General features: G+C 71.0%; 22 protein-coding genes. 17 read left to right on the top strand and 5 right to left on the bottom strand.

Going from position 1 to position 18,669, the window contains the following annotated elements:
- The first annotated feature begins 29 nt into the window (after positions 1-29).
- The 9 genes from ccmA (at position 30) to ccmI (ending at position 7,175) form a co-directional block, all read left to right on the top strand.
- Positions 30-686 carry a heme ABC exporter ATP-binding protein CcmA gene (gene ccmA, locus ACO073_RS04345; RefSeq protein WP_421995634.1) on the top strand — a complete coding sequence of 219 codons (657 nt, stop codon included), beginning with the start codon at positions 30-32 and terminating at the stop codon, positions 684-686.
- A complete protein-coding gene (ccmB, locus tag ACO073_RS04340) occupies positions 683-1,348 on the top strand; it encodes a heme exporter protein CcmB (protein ID WP_421995632.1) in 666 nt (221 codons plus the stop codon). The genes ccmA and ccmB overlap by 4 nt, the downstream gene beginning before the upstream one ends.
- Positions 1,349-1,396: 48 nt before the next feature.
- Positions 1,397-2,128 (top strand): heme ABC transporter permease, encoded by a 732-nt coding sequence (locus ACO073_RS04335; RefSeq protein WP_421995630.1) that lies wholly within the window; start codon positions 1,397-1,399, stop codon positions 2,126-2,128.
- Positions 2,125-2,265: a heme exporter protein CcmD gene (gene ccmD / locus ACO073_RS04330; protein ID WP_421995628.1), complete on the top strand. Its 141-nt coding sequence runs from the start codon at positions 2,125-2,127 to the stop codon at positions 2,263-2,265. Before ACO073_RS04335 ends, ccmD begins: the two co-directional genes overlap by 4 nt.
- A complete protein-coding gene (gene ccmE / locus ACO073_RS04325) occupies positions 2,262-2,696 on the top strand; it encodes a cytochrome c maturation protein CcmE (RefSeq protein WP_421995626.1) in 435 nt (144 codons plus the stop codon). The genes ccmD and ccmE overlap by 4 nt, the downstream gene beginning before the upstream one ends.
- Positions 2,697-2,892: 196 nt before the next feature.
- Positions 2,893-4,872: a heme lyase CcmF/NrfE family subunit gene (locus tag ACO073_RS04320; protein WP_421995624.1), complete on the top strand. Its 1,980-nt coding sequence runs from the start codon at positions 2,893-2,895 to the stop codon at positions 4,870-4,872.
- Between the two features lie 34 nt (positions 4,873-4,906).
- A complete protein-coding gene (locus tag ACO073_RS04315; protein ID WP_421995622.1) occupies positions 4,907-5,446 on the top strand; it encodes a DsbE family thiol:disulfide interchange protein in 540 nt (179 codons plus the stop codon).
- Positions 5,446-5,907, top strand: coding sequence for a cytochrome c-type biogenesis protein (locus ACO073_RS04310; RefSeq protein ID WP_421995620.1), 462 nt, complete (start codon positions 5,446-5,448; stop codon positions 5,905-5,907). The genes ACO073_RS04315 and ACO073_RS04310 overlap by 1 nt, the downstream gene beginning before the upstream one ends.
- 5 nt (positions 5,908-5,912) lie before the next feature.
- A complete protein-coding gene (ccmI, locus tag ACO073_RS04305) occupies positions 5,913-7,175 on the top strand; it encodes a c-type cytochrome biogenesis protein CcmI (RefSeq protein ID WP_421995618.1) in 1,263 nt (420 codons plus the stop codon).
- Between the two features lie 18 nt (positions 7,176-7,193).
- Here the strand turns inward: ccmI and ACO073_RS04300 are convergent, their stop codons facing one another.
- The 3 genes from ACO073_RS04300 to ACO073_RS04290 form a co-directional block, all read right to left on the bottom strand.
- Positions 7,194-7,379 carry a hypothetical protein gene (locus ACO073_RS04300; protein WP_421995616.1) on the bottom strand — a complete coding sequence of 62 codons (186 nt, stop codon included), beginning with the start codon at positions 7,377-7,379 and terminating at the stop codon, positions 7,194-7,196.
- A complete protein-coding gene (locus ACO073_RS04295; protein WP_421995614.1) occupies positions 7,380-7,628 on the bottom strand; it encodes a hypothetical protein in 249 nt (82 codons plus the stop codon). It lies immediately after the preceding gene.
- A gap of 63 nt (positions 7,629-7,691) precedes the next feature.
- Positions 7,692-7,889 (bottom strand): hypothetical protein, encoded by a 198-nt coding sequence (locus ACO073_RS04290; RefSeq protein WP_421995612.1) that lies wholly within the window; start codon positions 7,887-7,889, stop codon positions 7,692-7,694.
- A 139-nt stretch (positions 7,890-8,028) separates the two neighbouring features.
- Here ACO073_RS04290 and ACO073_RS04285 point away from each other — a divergent pair, with 139 nt between their 5' ends.
- The 8 genes from ACO073_RS04285 (at position 8,029) to ACO073_RS04250 (ending at position 14,963) form a co-directional block, all read left to right on the top strand.
- Positions 8,029-8,970, top strand: coding sequence for a patatin-like phospholipase family protein (locus ACO073_RS04285; protein ID WP_421995610.1), 942 nt, complete (start codon positions 8,029-8,031; stop codon positions 8,968-8,970).
- 85 nt (positions 8,971-9,055) lie between these two features.
- Positions 9,056-9,418, top strand: a complete 363-nt coding sequence (locus ACO073_RS04280) for a nuclear transport factor 2 family protein (protein WP_421995608.1) — start codon at positions 9,056-9,058, stop codon at positions 9,416-9,418.
- Positions 9,419-9,675: 257 nt separating this feature from the next.
- Entirely contained in the window at positions 9,676-10,122 is a 447-nt protein-coding gene (locus ACO073_RS04275) for a hypothetical protein (RefSeq protein ID WP_421995606.1), read from the top strand.
- Between the two features lie 211 nt (positions 10,123-10,333).
- On the top strand, positions 10,334-10,996 hold the full coding sequence (locus ACO073_RS04270; RefSeq protein ID WP_421995604.1) for an MSMEG_1061 family FMN-dependent PPOX-type flavoprotein: 663 nt from the start codon (positions 10,334-10,336) through the stop codon (positions 10,994-10,996).
- Entirely contained in the window at positions 10,978-11,913 is a 936-nt protein-coding gene (locus ACO073_RS04265; protein ID WP_421995602.1) for a fatty acid desaturase, read from the top strand. The genes ACO073_RS04270 and ACO073_RS04265 overlap by 19 nt, the downstream gene beginning before the upstream one ends.
- Positions 11,910-12,896: an alpha/beta fold hydrolase gene (locus ACO073_RS04260; protein WP_421995600.1), complete on the top strand. Its 987-nt coding sequence runs from the start codon at positions 11,910-11,912 to the stop codon at positions 12,894-12,896. Before ACO073_RS04265 ends, ACO073_RS04260 begins: the two co-directional genes overlap by 4 nt.
- Positions 12,897-12,993: 97 nt before the next feature.
- Entirely contained in the window at positions 12,994-14,445 is a 1,452-nt protein-coding gene (locus ACO073_RS04255; protein ID WP_421995598.1) for a thioredoxin family protein, read from the top strand.
- Entirely contained in the window at positions 14,442-14,963 is a 522-nt protein-coding gene (locus tag ACO073_RS04250; RefSeq protein WP_421995596.1) for a UGSC family (seleno)protein, read from the top strand. The genes ACO073_RS04255 and ACO073_RS04250 overlap by 4 nt, the downstream gene beginning before the upstream one ends.
- A gap of 4 nt (positions 14,964-14,967) precedes the next feature.
- Here the strand turns inward: ACO073_RS04250 and ACO073_RS04245 are convergent, their stop codons facing one another.
- Positions 14,968-15,972: an alpha/beta fold hydrolase gene (locus ACO073_RS04245; RefSeq protein ID WP_421995594.1), complete on the bottom strand. Its 1,005-nt coding sequence runs from the start codon at positions 15,970-15,972 to the stop codon at positions 14,968-14,970.
- Positions 15,973-15,994: 22 nt separating this feature from the next.
- The gene (locus ACO073_RS04240; RefSeq protein ID WP_421995592.1) at positions 15,995-18,511 is read right to left on the bottom strand and encodes a DUF3772 domain-containing protein; all 2,517 of its coding nucleotides are present in this window, start codon (positions 18,509-18,511) and stop codon (positions 15,995-15,997) included.
- Positions 18,512-18,669 lie beyond the last annotated feature (158 nt).

Genomic DNA, 18,669 nt, shown 5'->3' with positions numbered 1-18,669 from the left:
TCTTTGCGCCATGCTACGACGGCGGCGCGATGGCGTCCGCACTTCTCGAGGTGGCCGACCTCGCCTGTCGTCGCGGCGGCAGGCGTGTCTTCGAGCCCTTGTCCTTCACGCTCGGTGCGGGCGAGCTGCTCGCGCTGACTGGACGCAACGGCAGCGGCAAGACCACCCTGCTGCGGGCGCTGGCGCTGCTGCTGCCGCCCGTCGGCGGCGTCGTCCGCTGGCAGGGCGAGACGGTCTGGCAGGGTCGATGGCGGGGCGATCCGGAAGCGTGGCGCGGCCGACTGGGCTGGCTCGGCCATCTCGACGGGCTGAAGGGCGACCTGACGGTGGCCGAGAACCTGCTGATGGCGGGGCGCCTGCGCGGCGAGCGGGACGCCGAAGACCGGCTGGCCGGCGCGCTGGCCGCCTTCGATCTCGGCGGACTGGCGGGACGGCCGCTGCGAACCCTCTCGGCGGGGCAGCGGCGGCGGACGGCGCTGGCCCGGGTGGCCATGAGCGCGGCGCCGCTCTGGCTGCTCGACGAGCCCCTCAATGCCCTCGATTCGGAGGCAAGGCAGGGGTTCCGGACCGTGCTGCAGGCCCATCTGGCCGCCGGCGGCCTCGCCATCGCCGCAACCCATGTCGATCTCGGCGTGGCCGGGCGGGCCCTCGACCTCGGCGGACCGGGCGGGGGGACCGCGCCGTGACGGGCTTTGCCGCGCTTCTTGCGCGAGACCTGCGGCTGGTCTGGCGCCGGCCGGGCGATGTCGCCGTCGTCCTGGCCTTCTTCGTCGTCGCGGCGGTCCTGTTCCCGCTGGGCATCGGCCCGGAGACAGCCGTGCTCGCCCGCATCGCCGGCGGGGTGCTCTGGTGCACGGCCCTCTTCGCCTCCCTCCTGTCGCTCGACCGGCTGTTCGCGGCCGACTACGAGGACGGGTCACTCGACCTGCTGCTCCTGGCGCCCTGGCCGCTGGAGCTCGCCGCCCTCGCCAAGTGCGCCGCTCACTGGATTGTGACCGGCCTGCCGCTCTCGCTGCTGGCGCCCCTGCTGGGCGTGGCCTTCGGCCTCGATCCCGCTTCCCTGCTGGCGTTGGCAGCCACGCTGCTGGTCGGCACGCCGACCCTGTCCCTGATCGGCGGCGTGGCCGCGTCGCTGACGCTGGGCGCGCGCCGCGGCGGCGCCCTTCTGGCCCTTCTGGCCCTGCCGCTCTGCGTCCCGACCCTGACCTTCGGGGCAGGCGCCCTCGAGATTCAGGCCACGGGCGAAGGATTCGGCACCCATATCGCCATCCTGGGCGCGCTGGCGCTGGTAGCGCTGGCGACCACGCCGTGGGCCATGGCTGCGGCGTTGCGGCAGGCGGGTGAGTGAATCTACCAAGTGGACAAACGGCGAGGCCGGACGGAAACAGGGCGCGACATGGCCGATCTGCACTTCCTCGCCAACCCGGCGCGCTTCCGCCGGTTCAGCCAGCGCGTGCTGCCGGGCCTGACGCTGGCGACGGTGCTGGCCTTCGCCGTCGGCCTGTGGCTGGCGCTGCTGCAGTCGCCGCCCGACTACCAGCAGGGCGAGACGGTCCGCATCATGTTCGTCCATGTGCCCTCGGCCTGGCTGTCGATGGCAGGCTACGCGCTGCTGGCAGCGCTCGGCGCGGCGCTGCTCGTGTGGCGCCATCCGCTGGCGGCGCTGATGGCGCGGGCGGCGGCGCCCGTCGGAGCCTGCTTTGCCCTGGTCTGCCTGGCGACCGGCTCGCTGTGGGGTCGGCCGATGTGGGGCACCTACTGGGTGTGGGACGCGCGGCTCACCTCGATGCTGCTGCTCTTCTTCCTCTATCTCGGGCACATCGCGCTCAGCCGCGCCTATGACGATCCCGACCGCGGCGATCGCGCCGCGGCCATCCTGGCGCTGATCGGCGTCATCAACCTGCCGATCATCAAGTTCTCGGTCGACTGGTGGAACACGCTGCATCAGCCCGCCTCGCTCATGCGCCTCGACGGCCCGGCCATCCATCCGACGATCCTGCTGCCGCTGCTCTGGATGGCCGGTTCGTTCCTGCTCCTGTTCATCCTGCTGGTGCTGGTGCGCACCGAAACCGAGATCGACCGCCGGCGGCTCGAGGTCGCCGACCTCCAGGCCTCGGGGGGCGCATGAGCAGCTACGGCGTCTTCATCCTGTCGGCCTATCTCGTCGTGTTCGTCGTGCTGGGCGGCCTGGTCATCGCCTCGCTGAGCGCCCGCGCGAGGGTCCGGCGCGAGCTGGCGGCGCGTGGCCTGGAGCGGCGGCGATGACGCCCAAGCGGCGGCGCCTGTGGCTGCTCGTGGCCTCGCTGGGCGTGCTGGGCGCCGCGGCGGCGCTCGTGCTGACGGCGCTGAACGACAATCTCGTCTTCTTCTATTCGCCCACCCAGGTGGCCGAGAAGCATGTCGGGCCCGACCGCCGCTTCCGGCTGGGCGGCCTGGTCGAGCCGGGCAGCGTGAAGAAGGCGGGCCAGGAAGTGCGCTTCACCGTCACCGACACGCACAAGTCCGTCGCCGTGGTCTATCGCGGCCTGCTGCCCGACCTGTTCCGCGAGGGCCAGGGCGTGGTGGCCGAAGGCCAGCTCGGCAGCGACGGCGTCTTCCTGGCGCGCGAGGTGCTGGCCAAGCACGACGAGACGTACATGCCGCCCGAGGTCGCCAAGGCGATCAAGGAGGCGGGGCAATGGAAAGAGCGGAAATGATACGGAGCAGCGTTTGCGCTGGCGGGCGAAAGCGCCTGCAGCGAAGCGAAGGCGCGGCAGCCCGCTGTATGGAGCCTTGCAGATGCTGTTGCGCCAGCCTCATCATTTCTGAGCCGTGCGGGCTCTCGCCGCTTCGCTTCGCTGCAGCGGCTGCCGCCCGCCGGCGACCCTCGCTCACTTCGTTCGCTGCAGGCGCATGATCCCCGAGCTCGGCCACTTTGCCCTCATCCTCGCGCTGGTGGTGGCCCTGGTGCAGGGAACGCTGCCGCTGGTCGGCGCGGCGCGGGGCGACGTCCGGCTGATGGCGCTCGGCAGTACCGCCGCGCTCACCCAGGCGATGCTGGTCGTGCTCGCCTTCGCGGCTCTGACCCAGGCCTACGTCACCTCCGACTTCTCCGTCGCCAACGTCGTGGCCAACTCGCACTCCGCCAAGCCGCTGCTCTACAAGGTGAGCGGCGTGTGGGGGAACCACGAGGGCAGCATGCTGCTCTGGGCGCTGATCCTGTCGCTGTTCGGCGCCGCCGTCGCCGTGTTCGGGACCGGCCTTCCCGACAGCCTGCGGGCGCGCGTGCTGGCGATCCAGGCGCTGATCGGCGTCGGCTTCCTCGCCTTCCTGCTCTTCACCTCCAACCCGTTCGAGCGGCTGGTGCCGGCCCCGGCCGACGGCAACGGGCTCAACCCGCTGCTGCAGGACCCCGGCCTCGCCTTTCATCCGCCGCTGCTCTACCTCGGCTATGTCGGCTTCTCGGTGACCTACGCGTTCGCCATCGCGGCGCTGCTCGAGGGTCGGGTCGATCCCGCCTGGGCGCGCTGGGTGCGGCCCTGGACGCTGGCGGCCTGGTGCTTCCTGACGCTCGGCATCGCGCTCGGCTCCTGGTGGGCCTACTACATCCTCGGCTGGGGCGGCTTCTGGTTCTGGGATCCGGTCGAGAACGCCTCGCTCATGCCCTGGCTCGCCGGCACCGCACTGCTGCATTCGGCCATCGTCGTGGAGAAGCGCGATGCGCTGAAGAGCTGGACCGTCCTGCTGGCCATTCTCGCCTTCTCGCTGTCGCTGCTGGGCACTTTCCTCGTGCGCTCGGGCGTGCTGACCTCGGTCCATGCCTTCGCCCAGGACCCGGCGCGCGGCCTCTACATCCTGGCGTTCCTGATCACCGTCACCGGCGGCGGGCTGGCGCTCTACGCGTGGCGCGCGCCGAACCTCTCGCCGGGCGGGCTGTTCCAGCCGGTGAGCCGCGAGGGCGCGCTGATCGTGAACAACCTCCTGCTGTGCACGCTCGCCGCCACGGTGCTGCTCGGCACGCTCTATCCGCTGTTCCTCGACCTTCTCACCGGCACAAAGGTCTCGGTCGGCCCGCCCTTCTTCAACACCACCTTCGTGCCCGTGGCGCTCGCGCTGTTCGCGGCCCTGTGCGTCGGGCCCTATCTCGGCTGGAAGCGCGCCGAGCTGTGGCCGGCGCTGCGCCAGCTCCGCATCGCCTTCGCGGTCTCGGTGATCGCCGCGATCGTCGCCGCCGTTGCCGTCGACAGCCGCTCGGCGCTGGCGGCGATCGCCTTCGGCTTCGGCGTCTGGCTGATCGTGGGCAGCCTGGCCGAGTTCGCGAGCCGCCTCAGGCTGGGCCGCGCGCCGCTGGGCGAGAGCCTGCGCCGCCTGCGCGGCACGCCACGCTCGGCGCTCGGCATGACGGTCTCGCACGCCGCGCTGGGCGTCGTCGTGCTGGGGGCCGTGGCGACCGCCGCCTGGCATCTCGAGACGATCGCCACGCTGAAGCCGGGCGACAGCACGCGCATCGGCGACTACGCGGTGACGCTCCAGAAGGTGGAGGCCGTGGACGGTCCCAACTACGCGGCCGAGCGCGCCACGCTCGCCGTCACGCGCGACGGGCGGCCCTTCACCACCCTGAAGCCGGAGCGGCGGCTGTTCCTGGTGCAGCGCCGCCAGATCTCCGAAACCGCCATCCAGACCGACCTGCTGCGCGACCTCTACGCGACGCTGGGCGAGGGCGATGCCAAGGCGGGCTGGGTCGTCCGGCTCTACCTCAATCCGCTGGCGCCCTGGATCTGGCTCGGCGCGGCGCTGTGCGCGCTCGGCGGCTTCGTGTCCCTGTCGGACCGCCGGCTGCGCGTCGGCGCGCCGCGCGCCCGCGCACGGGCCGCGGTCCAGGCCGCCGAATGACGGGCAAGTTTCCTCGCCTGGCGTGCCCCCCGCCGTGAGCCGCCGCCTCGTCTACCTGCTGCCGCTGGCGACGCTGGTCCTGATGGCCGGCTTCTTCGCCTGGTCGCTGCTGGCCGGGCGCGATCCGGCGGCGATCGGCTCGGTGATGGTCGGTCGACCGGCGCCGCGGCTCGACGTGCCGGCGCTGCGGCCGGGTGAGCCGCCGCTCGGCGACGCGCTGCTGCGCACCGGCAAGCCGGTGATCGTCAACTTCTTCGCGAGCTGGTGTACGCCCTGCCTCGCCGAGCATCCGCTGTTCGCGCGCCTGGCCGAACGCGACGGCGCCACCGTCATCGGCGTCGCCTGGAAGAACAAGCCGGCCGATGCCCTCGCCTGGCTGAAGCGGCTGGGCGATCCCTATCGCCATGCCGGCTACGACCTCGACGGCAAGGTCGCGCTCGACTGGGGCCTGTCGGGCGTGCCCGAGACCTACCTGGTCGACGGCAAGGGCATCGTGCGTTTCCACTTCCGCGGCCCCATCACCGAGCGCGACGTGACGGGCACCATCATCCCCTTCCTCAAGGGCGGATCGTGATGCTCAAATGGCGCGCCGCGCTCCTCGCCGGCCTGCTGCTGCTGTTCGCCGGCGCCGCGCAGGCCGTCGAGCCGTCGGAGATGCTGAAGGACCCGGCGCTCGAGGCCCGCGCCCGCGCCATCGGCCAAGCGCTGCGCTGCGTCGTCTGCCAGAACCAGTCGATCGACGATTCGTCGGCGGAGGTGGCGCGCGACATGCGCCGCGCGGTGCGCGAGCGCCTGACCGCCGGTGACAGCGACCGGCAGGTCTTCGATTTCATGGTGGCGCGCTACGGCGACTACGTGCTGCTCCGGCCGCCCTTCAAGACCGGCACGCTGCTGCTCTGGCTGGGCACGCCGCTTCTGTTGCTGGTCGCGCTGGCGGCGATCCTGCTGCGCGCCTTGCGCCGCCGCGCGCTCGCGCCGACGCCGCCCTTGAGCGAGGAGGAGCGCGAGCGTCTGCGCGCCCTGCTCGGGCGCTGACGGCGATGCTGGAGCTCCTGCTCGCCCTGCTGACGACGGCGACGGTTGCGGCTCTGCTCTGGCCGCTCCTGCGCGCGCGTCCGCGGCGGCTGCGCCGCTTCGAGGGCGAGCTGGCGCTCTACCGCGACCAGCTCGCCGAGATCGATCGCGACGTCGCCGCCGGCCGCCTGGCCGACGCCGACGCGGCGTCGGCGCGCCTCGAGATCGAGCGGCGCCTGCTCGCCGCCGACCACCAGGCCGCCGCGGCGCCGGCGGCGCGGCGCGAATCGGCCCGCCTGCATCGCCTGCTGCCGCCGGCGCTCGCCATCCTGGTGCCGCTGGTGGCGCTCGGCCTCTATCTCGATATCGGCCGGCCCGGCCTGCGCTCGGCACCGTTCGTCGCCGGCGCGCGGCCGCCGGCCGGCGAGGCGATCGACATTCCCCGCCTGGTCCGAGAGGCGCGGGCGCGCGCGACCGCCGCGCCGGACGACGCCGAGTCCCAGTCGGCGCTGGGCGAGGCGCTGACGCTGGAGGCCGACGGCACGGTGACGGCGGAGGCGCTGGCGGCCTTCAACAAGGCGCTCGCCGCCGAGCCGGGCGACGCCCGCGCGCTCTACTATCTCGGCCTTCACGAGGCCCAGTCGGGCGACAGCGCCGCCGCGCTGCGCCGCTGGCAGGCGCTCGAGGCGTCGGGCCCGCCCGACGCGCCGTGGCGCGGCATGCTGCGGGCCGAGATCCGGCGCGTCGCCCGCGCGGCCGGCCTCGAGGTGCCGCCGGCACCGCCGTCCGCCATGCCGCAGCCGTCGCGCGAGCAGCAGGAGGCGATGGCGGCGATGACGCCCGAGCAGCGCCAGCAGGCGATCCGCGGCATGGTCGAGGGACTGGCGGCGCGCCTCAAGGACAGTCCGGACGACCGTGCCGGCTGGCTGCGCCTTGCCAATGCCTGGAAGGTGCTGGGCGAGACCGGGCCGGCGGCCGACGCCTATGCCCACGCCGATCGGCTCGCGCCGCTCGACGCCCGCCTGCTTGCCGACTGGGCCGAATCGCATGTGCGCGGACTCAAGCCCGGCGAGGCCCCGTCGCCGGCCGCCGTGGCGGTCCTGCAGCGCCTGGAGAAGGCCGAGCCCCGCAACGGCCTGGCGCTGTTCTATCTGGGCGCGGCCGACTTCGCCGCCGGCGATCGCAAGGCCGCCGCGGCCCGATGGAAGACGCTGCTGTCGATGCTGCCGGCCGACGCGCCTATTCGCGGTCTGCTCGAGCAGCGCATCAAGGAAGCCGAGGGCGGCTGAGTCGTGGACCGGGGCCGTCTACCGGCGGGGCGGCCGCCGCACTTCCTCGCTCATCAGCTTGCCGGTGCGCGGATTGACGGGATGAACGCCGCCGCAGGCCATGCAATCGAGCGCCACATAGGTGGGCTCGGGAGAGTCGATGGAGTCGACCCGTCCCTGCACGTTGTGGCCGGTGTGCGGGCAGCGAAACAGGAAGGTGTGCACTTAGGGATGAACGGTCGCAGGCTCCCCGGGCTGCGCCTTGATCTGGGTCAAAACGACCCTTTCCTCCGCCAGCATCCGGCCGGTCAGAGGGTTGACGATGTGAAGCCCGCCGCAGGCCGGGCAACGCTCGGCAACGTAGAGATGTCGCCCATCCGCTCCCGATCTGCCCAGCGGCGGCACGAATCCGGGCTCCTGCCAGCCCGTCACCTGGTAGCCGGTCCGGGGGCAGCGATAGGGAAAGCTCATCATGACGTCAGTTTGGCCGACGGGTGGGGCAGCGCCTTGATTCGGATCAAGAGGTGCCGCACCGGGTCAGTCGATCGTGACCTTGCCGCACGCCGTGTTGTTGCACTGCATCGTCTGCTCGACCATGCCGAGGGCGCCGAAATTGGGATGCGGCCGCTCGCTGACGACGACGAGCCGGCCCTTGCCGCATTGGGCACAGACCGGACGGTTGTCCTGGAGCGTCAGCTTGGCTGCGACGGCCTGCAAATCACTTAAGATGCTCATGCTCGTTTCCTGGCTGCTCCGCCGCTCCCCGGCGACTCATCCTCGTCGAGGATCAAGTCAGCGGTGTGGCGGCAGAGCGGTTCGTTGCCCACCCTTCGCATCCTTGTGATCGTCGAGACCTGATCTCCATGGACCATTCATGACCCGCCCCCGCATCGGCCTCGCCCTCGGAAGCGGCTCGGCGCGCGGCTGGGCCCATATCGGCGTCATCGAGGCGCTGGTCGCCGCCGGCATCGTCCCCGACATCATCTGCGGAGCGTCAATGGGCGCCCTGGTCGGCGCCGCGCACGTGGCGGGCCGCCTGCCCGAGCTGCGGCAATGGGCTGATGCCGCGACCTGGCGGAGCATTGCCCGGCTCACCGACCTGCGTCTCACGGGCGGCGGGCTGATCAGCGGCCGCCAGATCGTCGGCTTCCTGGAGCGACTGGGCATCGGTGCGCCAATCGAGAGCTACGCCACCCATTACGCGGCGGTCGCAACGGACATGGCGACCGGTCGCGAGATCTGGCTGCAGTCGGGACCCATCAACGAAGCGGTCCGCGCCTCGATCGCCATTCCGGGCATCTTCAGCCCGGCCCGGCTGGACGGCAAATGGCTGCTCGACGGCGGACTGTCGAACCCGATCCCGGTCTCGGTCTGCCGGGCGCTGGGCGCCGATGTCATCATCGCCGTCAACCTGAACGGCGAGCTGCTGGGCCGGCGTTTCACCGAACCTGAGCCGCCCGTCGAGACCCAGCCGTCGCGCCTGTCGGGAGAGGTCGTGCGGCGGGTGCTCGGCCAGTTCCCGGCCCGCCTGCCATCGCTGCGCCGGCGACCGGCCAACGACGAGGCGCCGCTGGTGCGCGAAGCGCCGCGCGACACGGCGCCGGCGCCGGGTTACTTCGATGTCCTCGCGACGGCCATCAACATCATGCAGGACCACATCACGCGCACGCGCCTGGCGGGCGAGCCGCCGCACGTGATGCTGGTGCCTCGGCTGCGCAGCATCGGCCTGATGGAGTTCAACCGCGCCGAGGAGGCGATCGCCGAAGGGCACGCCTGCGTCGAGCAGGCCCTGCCGACGCTGCGACGCTACCTCTGACCGCGAACTGATTACCTCCCGGGCAATCGCCCGGCCGGGCGGTCTGCGCTCTCCTGTGCCGGCTTGAACCTGCAAGGAGATCGTCATGTCCGCCATCGAATCCGTCGTCGAGAACTACGTCGCGAGCTGGAACGAAACCGATCCCGCGAGGCGGCGGGCCGCCCTGTCCGCATCCTGCGCCGCCGATGCCCGCTATCGCGATCCCGTGATGACGGGCGACGGCCTTGCCGGGCTCGACGCCATGCTGGCCGGCGTCCAGGCGAAGTTTCCGGGATTTGTGCTGAAGCGCATCTCGGGCATCGACCATCACAATGGCGCCGTCCGCTTTTCCTGGTCGCTCGGTCCGGCGGCGGGTCCCTCGGTCGTGGAGGGCGTCGACTTCGTCCTCCTGTCGGGCGACGGCCGCTTCGCCTCGGTCGTGGGCTTCATCGACAAGATGCCTGCCTGAACGGTGGGCCGGGCGGCGGGAGGGAGGCTCCCGCCGCTTGGGCCAACGTGGGCTTCGCCACAGCCAGCGGCGATCTTCCGCACCATTGTGCCGCCCATCCGGGACGAGCGCAGAGGCGCCGCCCGGGCCGCGAGAGCTTTGGGAAAGCGGTTGGGGTTGTCATGCAGGATCGACGGTCGGGACGGCCGGCGCCACGGCGCGCCGGAGGCCCCGGTGGCTTCATCGACAAGCCGCTGGGCGCCCTTCAAGATGGCATCATGGCTCTTCACCGACGCAGCATCCTGGCTGTGGCCGCCGTCTTCGGGATATTGCCCGTCGCCACCGCCGATGCCGCGCTGGGTCGCGCCCAGTTCGAATCGGCGATCCTGGCGGCGCGCGACTATGCCGACGACCGGTCGCTTCTCTTCTACTGCCTGCGGGGCCAGACCGAGCATGTGCCCTTCCTGTATGCCGGCCTGCAGGCCGACCTCGAGCAGACCCTGGCCAGGCTCAAGGCCGCCGGGGCGAGCCCGCGGCAGAGCGCCGAGATCGTGCAGGCGGTCCTGGCGAACGTGCGCTTCTACGGGCGCGACGCGCGCGACGAATCGCTCGAACGCCGTTGCATCGCCAAGGACGTGGAGCGCAGCAGCGCCGCGGCGCGCGGCGTCGCCCTGCCGCTGTTCCAGCGCCCCGCCTTCGAGAAGCTTGGAAGCGTGAAGAAGTAGCGTCGGTTTCCACGGGGCAATATTCCGCGGGGAAACGGCTTGGGGCGGGACTCGCGCCGTGCTAGAGAGACCGGAGAGACAACAAGGCCTGTGTGCCCGACCACTTCCAATCGTGGTCGGGCTTTTTTTGTCTCCGGCGCCACGCCCCCGCACACCCCGCTGCCGGCGGCGCAGATCGTGCTAGGGTTGACCTGTCCTTCCGGAGGTCGCCATGCCCGATTCGATCGCTCCATCCCTGCCCGCGCTGCTGGACGACGCCGGTGCCGCCGCGCTGGTCGCCTCCTATGCGCCGGTGGCGCGCGGCGCGGCGCTCAAGGATATCGGCCGCATCGACGTCCACATGCGCCGCTTCATCGACCTGTCGCCGCTGTGCCTGGTCTCGACCGCCGATGCCTCCGGAAAGCAGGACGTCACGCCGCGCGGCGACCCGCCGGGCAGCTTCAGGGTGCTGGACGAGCACACGATCGCGCTGGCCGACCGGCCGGGCAACAACCGGCTCGATACGTTGCGAAACCTGCTCGAGAATCCGGAGATCGCCCTGATCTTCCTGATCCCCGGCGTCGCCGAGACGGTACGGGTCGCCGGCACGGCGCGCCTGTCGGTCGATGCCGGGCTGCTGGCCTCGATGGCGGTGCAGGGCAAGGAGCCGCGCTGCGCCATCGTGATCTCGGTGCGCCAGGCCTACCTGCACTGCGCCAAGGCGCTGCTGCGATCGAAGCTCTGGCAGGACGACTACGTCCAGCCGAAGGGCACCTTCCCGTCGATCAGCCGCATGGTCGGCGATCAGATCGGGTTGAGCGAAGAGGACAAGAAGACGGCCGAGGCGCGCACCGAGCGGGCCTACAGGGACGGGCTGTGGGCGCCTATACCGTAACCGGCCAGCGCGCCCGCCAGATGCGGGTGGTGCCGGCGGAGGTGCTGAAGCGCCTCTACATGCGATCGGACGGGCACGGTCTCGTGCAGACCGCGGCCCACCTCGCGTTGCTCGTCCTGGGCGGCTGGGCCGTGCTCGAGGCGCGCGGCACCTGGTGGCTGGTACCGGCGCTGGTCGTGCAGGGCATCCTGATCAATGCCCTGTTCGGCGCCATGCACGAGTCCGTGCACTACGGCTCGTTCAAGACCCGCTGGATGGCCGACCTGCTGGCCTTCTTCTCCGGCGCCGCGATCCTCAACAATGCCGGCTTCTACCGGCACTATCACATGGCCCATCACCGCTATACCCAGGACCCGGCGCGCGATCCCGAGCTCGTGACCTCGGGCACGCCGCGCACCTGGCGGCAGTACCTCTATCGCGTCAGCTCGATTCCCTTCCTGATGCTCCGGGTGCGCGACATCTTCCTGTTCCCGTTCGGCTACCGGGGCAATGTCGACTATATCCATCCCGCGGCGTGGCCGGAGGTGCGACGCTGGGGGCGCTGGCTGCTCGCCCTCTACGCCGTGCTTCTCGTGGGCTCGCTGGTGCTCCAGACCACGGTCGTGCTGTGGGTGTGGTTCCTGCCGCTGCTGGTCGGCCTGCCGTTCCTGCGGCTCTACCTGCTGTGCGAGCACACGCTCTGCCCCAATTCCGACGACGGGTTCGCCAATACGCGGACCACGCTCAGCAATCCCGTGGTGCGGTTCCTGATGTGGAACCTGCCCTATCACGCCGAGCATCACCTGTTCCCCAACATCGCCTTCCACAACCTGCCCGAGGCGCATCGCTACCTGCGGCCGCATCTCAAGTACGTGGCCAAGGGCTACATCCAGGTGCAGGGCGAGATCATCGCCAGCCTGGGACGGCGGCCGGCATGAGGACGAGCGAAGGCGTCTTCGACTGCGGCGACCTTGCCCTGCAGCGCGGCGGCACGCTCGAGAAGGCGCGCATCGTCTACAAGACCTACGGCACGCTGGCGCCGGCGCGCGACAATGTCATCGTCTACCCGACCAGCTACTCGGCCCATCACACCGACATTGAATGGCTGATCGATCCGCGGCACTGCCTCGACCCCAGCCGCTATTTCATCGTCATCCCCAACATGTTCACCAACGGCCTCTCGTCCTCGCCGTCGAACACCGAGCAGGGCGCCGCCGGCCGGTTCCCGCAGGTGACGGCGTACGACAACGTCATGGCCCAGCGCCGCCTGATGGCGGAGCAGTTCGGCGTCGACCGCGTGAAGATGGTCTACGGCTGGTCGATGGGCGCGCAGCAGGCCTATCACTGGGCGGCGCTGTTCGGCGAGGCGGTCGAGCGCATCGTCGTCAACTGCGGCTCAGCCCGCACGGCGCCGCACAATTTCGTCTTCCTCGAAGGCGTGCGCGCGGCGGTCCAGAATGCGCGGACCTCCGAGGAGGGCCTGAAGGCAATGGGCCGCATCTACGCCGGCTGGGCGCTCAGCCAGACCTTCTATCGCCGCGAGATGTGGCGCGGCCTGGGCTTCGCCAGCCTCGAGGATTTCCTTGTCCGGTCGTGGGAGGCCAACTTCCTGCGCCGCGACGCGCGCGACCTGATGGCCCAGCTCTGGACCTGGCAGAACGCCGACATCTCGGCCAACGACCTCTATCGCGGCGACCTCGAGATGGCGCTCGAAGGCATCAAGGCCCGCGTCCTGCTGATGCCGTCGGCCACCGATCTCTATTTCCAGACCGACGACAACCGCATCGAGCTGCCGCTGCTGAAGCGCGGCCGGCTGGTCGAGATCCCGTCGGTGTGGGGCCATCGCGCCGGCAACCCGACCGGGAGCCCGGAGGACGCGGCCTTCATCGACAAGCAGGTGGAAGCCTTGTTGGGCGAGTAATAATGTCATCCCGAGCGGAGCGACGGACCTTCCTGTTGCCTCGAAGGGCCTTCGCTCCGCTCGGGATGACAGACATCTCGCTGAAGGATCGTGCGCCATGCTCGACAGTCTCCCCCGCGACGGCCTGGTGATCGTCGCCAAGCGTGAGTGTCCGACCTGCGTCCTGGTCGAGCCTGTGATGCGGAGCCTCGACCGCGCCGGCCCGCTGGCCGTCGTCTGCCAGGACGATCCGACCTTCCCGGCCGGTGTCCGCTCGGTACTCGACGACCACGAGCTCGAGCGCTCCTTCCGGCTGAACGTCGACACGGTGCCGACCCTGATCCGCTTCCAGGACGGGCGCGAGGTCGATCGGACCGTGGGCTGGGAGCGCAAGGAATGGCTGCGCGTCGCCGGTGCCGCCGCGGCGGGCGAGGGCCTGCCGGACTGGCAGCCGGGCTGCGGCTCCAAGAGCGTCGAGCCCGGTGTGCACGAGGCCCTGGTTGCACGGTATGGCGACACCGGCCTCGCCGCGCGCGAGATCGCGGTCGGGACCTGGGACGATCCCTGGGAGGCCTGCTTCGAGCGCGGCTGGAGCGACGGCCTGCCGGTCGTGCCGCCGACCGATGCGCGCATCCTGCGCATGCTGGGCGGCACCGAGCGCAAGCCCGGCGAGGTGGTCGGCCTGATCCCGCCCAACCTCGCGCCCTGCACCGTCGAGAAGGTGGCGATCAACGCCGTGATGGCCGGCTGCAAGCCGGAATACATGCCGGTGGTGCTGGGCGTGCTCGAGGCCGCGCTCGATCCGCTGTTCGTGATGCACGGGCTGCTTTGCACCACGCACTTCGCCGGTCCGCTGGTCATCATCAACGGGCCGCTGGCACGCTCGGTCGGCATGAACAGCGGCGTCAACGCGCTCGGCCAGGGCAACCGCGCCAACGCCACGATCGGCCGCACGCTCCAGCTCATCGTGCGCAATGTCGGCGGCGGCCTGCCGGGGGCGATCGACCGCGCCACGCTGGGCAATCCCGGCAAGTACACGTTCTGCTTCGCCGAGGACGAGTCCGATCCCGACTGGGAGCCGCTCTCGGTGCGCCGCGGCATCGCGCCGGGCAAGAGCGCGGTCACGCTGTTCCACGGCGAGGGCGTGCACGGCTTCATCGACCAGAAGTCGCGGACCCCTGAGGATCTGGTGCGGTCGATGGCGATGGGTCTGTTCGGCGTCGGCCATCCCAAGCTCTGCGATTCGGGCAATGCCGTGCTGGTACTGTCGCCCGAGCACTACGCGATCTTCAAGGAAGGCGGCTGGGACCGCCGGCGCATCGAGGACGAGCTGCACCAGGCGCTGAAGCGCCCGGGCCGCGACCTCGTCTGGGGCGCGCAGGGCGTCGGCGAGGGTCTGCCGCCGGCCTATGCCGACAAGGTCGTCGACAAGTTCCAGCCGATGCCGGACGGCGTGCTGATAGTTCGCGCCGGCGGCGAGGCCGGGCTATTCTCGGCCATCATCGGCGGCTGGCCGGGCCAGCGCGTGCGCGCCGAATGCCAGTCCGTCACCAGGGAGATCCACCCATGAACACCGAAATGAAGCTGCGCGATCCGACGGCGGAGAGCGCCCCGGTACGGCGGCCGCGGCTCACCCCGCCGGCCACGCTGGACGGCAAGACGGTGGCGTTGATGGACATTGGCAAGTCGCGCGGCCGGGAATTCATCGACCGGCTCGAGAGCCACTTCGCGGCGGCCGGCATCGCCACCCGCCGCTACGCCAAGCCGACCAACACCAAGGTCGCCCCGACGGCGCTCATGCAGCAGATCGCGGCCGAGGCGCAGGTCGCGGTGATCGCCCTCAGCGATTGAGGCTCCTGCACATCGTGCAGTCTGCACGACCTTCATAATCTGGACGGACGCGGCCTCCCCGGCGTGAACATCGTCACCACGGGCTTCGTCGACGGCGTCGCGGCGCAGAGCGATTCGCTCGGCTTCGAGCCGGCCGTGGTCTACGTGCCCCATCCCATCCAGAACCGCACCGCGGCGGAGATCGAGGCGATCGCCGACGAGGCCTTCGCCCGCGTGATGGCGGCGCTCAAGGGCTGATCGTTCAGTCCTTCTCGGGAAGGACCGACGGCTGGACGGACGGATCCGGCGCCGGCTCGGCCGGCGCCGGGCGCGGCGGGATCGGCTTGAGGAATGCCGCCACCGCGGCGGCGGTCGCCGCGGGATCCTCCTCCATCGGATTGTGGCCCAGCGCCTCGAAGACCTCGAGCTGGCTGCCCTTGATGTCGTTCTGGAAGCGGAAGGCGTCGGCGACCGGCACCCAGGGATCGCGGGCGCCCCAGAGAATCAGGGTCGGGACATTGAGCCGCTTGAGCGGCGTCGGGTCGAGGGGCGCGGCATGCCGGCTGCGCTGAAGGGCCGCCTCGCGGTTGCCGGGGAAGCGCTGCAGCTCGGCGTAGCGACGGACGCGCTCCGGCGTCGCCGTTGCCGGATCGGCATAGGTGCTGCGCAGGGCGCGGCGCACCACCGCCTCGGGCTTGAAGTAGAGCGCGAGGTCGCCCAGGAGCGGCAGGCCGGTCAGCGTGCTGCGCAGCGGCGGCGGCCCTTCGCGCGGATAGCCCGAGGAGTCCACCAGGACGAGCTGGCTGACGCGATCGGGTCGGGTCGCCGCGAAGCTCCAGGCCACCGCTCCGCCCATCGAATGGCCGACGACCACGAAACGGTCGAGATGGAGCGCGTCGACCAGGACCTCGATGAAGTCGGTGTAGGCCTCGACCGTGTACTCGTCGCGCGGCCAGGGCCCGGTCAGGCCGTGGCCCGGCAGATCGACGGAGATGATCCGCGCTTTGTCGCCCAGGGCGCGGACCCAGCCGTCCCAGACGTGCAGCGAGCCGCCGGCGCCGTGGATCAGCACGACGGGGATGCCGTCGGGATTGCCCTCGTCGCGGATGTGGGCCTCAACGCCGCCGACGTCGACGAACGTCGAGTGCGGGTCGGCGTAGCGATGCCTCAGGAACTCCGGCGGCAGGCTCGGCGCGTAGGCCCACAACGCGCCGCCCGCCAGCACGCCCAGGCAGACCAGCAGGGCCGCCGGCCAGTGGCGACCCATCCAGCCCCGCCCCGCCTCGTCCCTACGACGGCGTGGCGGCATCGCTGGTGTCTCCCGGCCCCTTCCCCGTCGCCGTCATGGAGCCGGGCGCGGCCGGTGCACTGGCCGACGTTTCGGCCGACGTTCCGGCCGTCGGGCCGCGGATCGCGTCGACCAGCCGGTCGGCGTCGCGCAGGTGGAGGTCGACCGTGCGGAACGGGATCTCGATCTCGGCCTCGCGCAGCTTCTCGAGGATGGTGCGGTTGAGTCCGTTGCCGACCACCAGCCGGTCCTCGACGCGGGCGACGAAGGCGAACAAATCGAATTCCAGCCCGTCGGAACCCATGCGCACGAAGCGCACGATGGGGGCGGGAACGCGCAGGACCAGCGGCTGGCCGAGCGCCGATTCGCGGAGGATCGATTCGACCTGCGCGACGTCGCTGCCGTAGCCGACGGTGACCGAGATCTCGACCCGGCTGGATGTGTCGGCGTAGGTGCGATTGATGACGGCGCTCTGCAGGAACATGCTGTTTGGCACGATCACAGAGGCGCGCTGGAAAGTCTCGATCTCGGTGGCGCGGATGCTGATTCGTCGCACGAAGCCCTCGTGGCCGTCGACGATCACCCAGTCGCCGGCCTTGATCGGCCGCTCGACGAGCAGGATGACGCCGGAGATCACGTTGTTGGCGATGTTCTGCAGGCCAAGGCCGATGCCGACCGACAGGGCGCCCAGCACGATGGCGAGATTCGTGAAGTCGATGCCCAGCGCCGAGACGCCGACCAGCAGGGCGATGATCACGCCGGCATAGTTCAGTCCGGCGTCGATCGACTGGCGCAGCGGCAGCGGTGCGTCGATGGTCGGCAGCACGCTGTCGCGCACCACGGCGCGGGCGACGCGGGCGAGCGCCATGCACACGATGAAGGCCAGGATGGCGATGGCGATGTTGCCGAGCGAGATGGTGACGCCGCCGATCCTGACGCCGCGCAGGAGCTGGCCGGCGCCGTCGGCGATAGCGTCGATGTCGACGCCCCAGGCCGCCGGAATGGCGACGCCGAGCAGCACGAGCAGCACCAGGTCGACCAGCAGCATGACGATGTGCTGGCCGCGCAGCGGCTTGTCCGGCGGCAGGCCGAAGCGATGGCGGACCCAACGCCCGGTCGGCGTGTCGGGCGCCGCCGCCTCTTCCAGCACGTCTCCGACCAGGCGGTGCAGCAGGAGGGCGACGGCGATCAGGATGCAGGTGGCGTAGATGGCGTTGTGCAGGTGCGACGCCAGGGTGACGTAGCCCAGCAGCGCGAAGACGATGGACGAGAGGACGGCGATGCTCAGCACCACCCGGGCAACCGACCACCAGGTGCCGCCGATCATCACCGACGTCTCGACGCCTTCGGGGCGCTCGGCCTGCCAGGCGCGGTTGCCCAGCGTCGGCAGCGCGAGCAGGGAAACGACGATGGCCACGATGAGGGCAGCGATCGAGGCCAGGGCCTCGGCGTCCGGGCCGGCGCCGCGCACCAATGCGACATAGAGGAAGTCGACGCCCAGGCCGATCGCCATCAGGCGGCGCAGGGCCGTCGACAGGGCCTGCGCCGCGTCGTCGGTGAAGGGCAGCACGCGCCACGTCCGCTGCTGCGGCGCCAGCGCGGTGGCGGTGAGCCCGACCACCAGCAGGAAGGCGATCGCTCGCACCGCAAGCGCCGTCAGCAGCGTGTCGACCAGCGGCGGCGGTGCGGTCGCCGCCAGCAGCCGGGTGATCAGCCACACGGCGAGGATGGGGACGAGGACCAGGCCGACCCCGTCGACGGTGACGGCAACGATGCGGGCGCGCCGGGTCGTGTCGACGGTGGTCCCGCGCCCGAACCGCCGGCGCAGGTAGCGGCCCAGCAGCCACAGGGCCACGGTGAGGGCCGCCCACGCCGCCAGGGAGACGAGGTCCCGGTGGTCGAGGCGCAAGGTGCCCAGGCCGTCGCGTCCCCAGCTGCCGAACGCGGTCGCCATCGCCTGCAGGGAGGTGGAGAGCTGGCCCGGCAGGTTGCGCCACGCGTCGGCGGAGAGGGGCGAGACGTTGCGGTGCAGCAGCGTGTCGAGCAGCAACTGGCTGCGCAGCCGGGTCAGGCGTTCGATCAGCTGGTCGGCGCGGGCGATGATGACCTCGCACTGCTTGAGCCGGCCTTCGCTGACCGCCGCCTGTTCGAGCAGGCGTTCGCGGTCGGCCTTCACCTCGGCCGGCTCGGGCGCGGCTTCGGTCCCCGGCTTGACCTCGAGCGGCGCCAGCAGCTTGCGGGTGTCGGCGAGGTCGCTGCGCGCCAGGGATGCCGCGGCGCTGGCCGCGGTCCGCACGTCGGCGGCCTGCTCGCGCAGGGAATCGATCTCGACCGGCAGCAGTCCGGCCTGCTCGGTCCGCGTGGCGATACGGTCGAGCTGGCGGGTCCAGAGCTCGACCAGCTGCGCGAAGGGACGCTGGGGCGATCCGGCCGGCTGGGCGAGCGCCGGCAGGGCGATCGCCGGGACCAGGAGGACCGGCGCCAGCAGGAGCCACGCCAGGCGAAGGAAAAAGCGCACGCAGGCCTCGTTTGTCATGCAGGATGTACCACGCGGTCCGAGGGCCCGTCTTGGCGGCGGCTGGGGGCCAAAATTGGGCGGTCCTGGAATCGGCGCCTCGGTTGACAGGGAACCGGCGACGCGGAAGGTTGCCGCCCGCAACGAAATGGCGGGGAGAC

The organism is Reyranella sp. (assembly GCF_965229815.1).
Taxonomy (GTDB): Bacteria; Pseudomonadota; Alphaproteobacteria; order Reyranellales; family Reyranellaceae; genus Reyranella.
This window is presented reverse-complemented; position numbering and strand designations above follow the sequence as displayed.